We start from the raw sequence: 2,920 nt of genomic DNA on the forward strand, positions 1-2,920 counted from the left end.
ACAAATGCCTTATATAGAGTTGCAGTTGCTGTTAATATAGCCGCTACAATTCCAATTACTTTTATTACATAATCCCAATTAATCACTTTAATCTCCTTATAAATCATTTTTGATAACGTTCCCGCAGTTTCCGACGTTCCTTCTTTTTAACGCCTTAGCGGAAAAAATGGCGCAGTGCTTGCCTCGCAAGGAATGTGACATCGGAAGGAATGTAGGAAATTGTCGTGTTATGTGATGGGTAAGGCTCTTTTTGAAGCCGTATGCTAAAACTCATCATCATAATCAAGTAATAGCTCTTCTTTTAGCAAAAATCCGTAATCTCTTGCCCTATACAATAATTGCTCTAGTAAGAACTCTTTCAGTTCATTATCAATTTCATGTTCTTCAAATACAACATCTATTGTGTTTTTAATGCTTTCTTCAAATACTGAATATGCAGAACCCTTATCCACTATTTTAACTGCTCTTTTAAACGCTTCTTTAAAATCATTTACTCGATCAAGGTCAATCTCTAATTTTTCCGCAATCTTTTCATCTGACCAAGATTCCGAAATTGCCTGTTCTAGTAATTTTGCATCTGAAGGTAGCTCATGCGTAAACTTTCTACTATGTACATCAATTTTTCCTTGATAGTGTTCATAGCTGTAACCATATAATTCTGCTGCTATATAATCATACCGTTTCATTTGAGCCTCCTCCAAATTTTCTTTGATTCTTTTAGCCTTACCTGTCATATAACGTTCCCGCAGTTTCCGACGTTCCTTCTTTTTAACGCCTTAGCGGAAAAAATGGCGCGGTACTTGCCTCGCAAGAACCGTGTCATCGGAAGGAATGTAGGAAAATGTCGTGTTATGTGATGTGAAATTTACTTTTAATCACCTATAGTAATTTGATTAAGTCCTTCTCTTTGTAAAAGATCATTCAGTACAGATATGAATTGATTTATTGTCAAAATATTTACTGTCTTCAAAAGGTCATATATGGGCACTTCCTTTAAGTTTTTGATTGTAGAGCTAAACATTAACATTTTCATTAAATGGTCTAATCTTGATTCTGGAACAATTACTATAGGAATTCTTGATAAACTTATTGCATTAAGGAAATCTCCCATAAGGTGTTTTGCGTTCTTTTGATTTTCGATTTCTATTCCGAACAAGTGTAGTGGTCTTTTATTTATATAGTCATTTTCATTATGTTCTAGTTGGCATCCGACATAACATAAATCTAAGCCATAATTTCTTAAGTTATCATTTGATTTATTTCGAATGTTGTTCTCTATTTCTTTCACAAAATTTAGTTTATGTAGGAATTTAAAAAGTTTTACATTATTAGACAACTTATAAACACCTATACTTTCAGTTTTTCCTCGTTTTGTTTTTATTGAAGGTGAGAAAGCTATATCAATCCGCGGTGAATAAATTAACTCTTCTCGATCCCCATCATTATAATCACTAAGATTATAATTTGTTATTGGTTCTGATATTGCAGATAAAAGGACCTCATAAAAAGAACTCTCATTAAAAGCTCTTATTCTTTCTTGATTGTAGTTCCTAACATGATTATATTCCTGAAAATAATTAATTTCTAAATCCCTAAAAAGATCCTCGTCTTCACTCTCAAGTTTTTCAAACATTTTATAAAAATATCTGTTCATACAGTTTGTAACTTCATTTTGAAATTCATGCGTTCTGTTCATAATTATCCCCCTAAATTTCATTTCATATAACGTTCCCGCAGTTTCCGCCGTACACGTTCACTGGTCTCCGCTTGGCGCTTTTCTTGATACAGGTTCACAAGAAAAGTGACAAGCGGTGATCAGGGAATTGGCAGGAACTTTGCCCCAATAATGCAAACGTTCATGACAATAGAGTATGGCGGAAAATGTCGTGTTAGGCGACGTGATATGTTTTCTATCCGTTTGAAACCATAAATTAATTAGCCATAAATTCTGATCTAAGAAAGCCAGACTTCCTTGCCTAATAAAATTATGTATTAACTAAGTCCCTAAACCCATATCTAAAAATAAACCATTAGACCTCCAATTAATCAAAAAACAGACTGAGATTCAAACAGATATGAAACCTAGCAACTAACTTCAAAAAGATAATGCCTAACTGGCTTTCTTAGTCGTCCCTATTGTGATGACAACCTGTTAGTCTCATGTATGCTCAATCGAATAACTGTATAGACTTGGTTCAAGTTTGCACCTAGACAGCGTCAATTATTGTTGAACCAAACCTATTAGTTTAATTCTATATGATTTAAATTTTACTCTGATTACACTATCAAACTCCCCATGTCGCTTAACGTTCCCGCAGTTTCCGATGTTCCTTCTTTTTAACGCCTTAGCGGAAAAAATGGCGCAGTGCTTGCCTCGCAAGGACTGTGTCATCGGAAGGAATGTAGGAAAATGACGTGTTATACGATGATTTTTTAATATTTTTTGAAAAATTTAATCCCATTCAACGGACTGTAAGTACCAATTATTCCACTTTCCGTGTGAAACCACACTCCATACTTTTCAAAAATTACTAACGCTCCTTCGACTGATTTTTCACCTTCTTCAGTTGCAGTTCCATACCTAAGTTGCTTATTCCATAAATCATCAACATTTACCGTCACAGACTCTTGAAATATTTCGCTTAATTGAAGTTCGACCATTCCTGCGATTGCATGTGATGTGCAATTATTTTTTGAACCTTGATCATGAATTTTAAAATATTTCATATTGGGATTTTCATATTCATCAGGTAAATTTATTTTGTCCATATAATAACGTCCCTTCCTAAAAAATTTTCGTATAACGTTCCCGCAGTTTCCGACGTTCCTTCCTTTTAACGCCTTAGCGGAAAAAGTGGCGCGGTGCTTGCCTCGCAAGAACCGTGTCATCGGAAGGAATGTAGGAAACTGACGTGTTATG

The 2,920-nt window shown here is 34.6% G+C and carries 3 protein-coding genes; all 3 read right to left on the reverse strand.

What is annotated here, in order from left to right:
• Window positions 1-263 precede the first annotated feature (263 nt).
• The 3 genes from ISU02_RS23620 to ISU02_RS23630 all read right to left on the reverse strand — a co-directional run bounded on the left by ISU02_RS23620 (window position 264) and on the right by ISU02_RS23630 (window position 2,769).
• Window positions 264-686, reverse strand: a complete 423-nt coding sequence (locus ISU02_RS23620; protein ID WP_194704332.1) for a hypothetical protein — start codon at window positions 684-686, stop codon at window positions 264-266.
• Window positions 687-871: 185 nt separating this feature from the next.
• Window positions 872-1,696 (reverse strand): hypothetical protein, encoded by an 825-nt coding sequence (locus tag ISU02_RS23625; protein ID WP_194704333.1) that lies wholly within the window; start codon window positions 1,694-1,696, stop codon window positions 872-874.
• 737 nt (window positions 1,697-2,433) lie between these two features.
• Window positions 2,434-2,769 carry a hypothetical protein gene (locus ISU02_RS23630; RefSeq protein ID WP_194704334.1) on the reverse strand — a complete coding sequence of 112 codons (336 nt, stop codon included), beginning with the start codon at window positions 2,767-2,769 and terminating at the stop codon, window positions 2,434-2,436.
• Window positions 2,770-2,920 lie beyond the last annotated feature (151 nt).

Source organism: Fusibacter ferrireducens (assembly GCF_015352425.1).
Taxonomy (GTDB): domain Bacteria; phylum Bacillota; class Clostridia; order Peptostreptococcales; family Acidaminobacteraceae; genus Fusibacter_A; species Fusibacter_A ferrireducens.

What these genes read in the sequence shown, in the direction of transcription:
- ISU02_RS23620 (WP_194704332.1), bottom strand. Translation starts at nt 686, where the DNA reads ATGAAACGGTATGATTATATAGCAGCAGAATTATATGGTTACAGCTAT.
- ISU02_RS23625 (WP_194704333.1), bottom strand. Translation starts at nt 1,696, where the DNA reads ATGAACAGAACGCATGAATTTCAAAATGAAGTTACAAACTGTATGAAC.
- ISU02_RS23630 (WP_194704334.1), bottom strand. Translation starts at nt 2,769, where the DNA reads ATGGACAAAATAAATTTACCTGATGAATATGAAAATCCCAATATGAAA.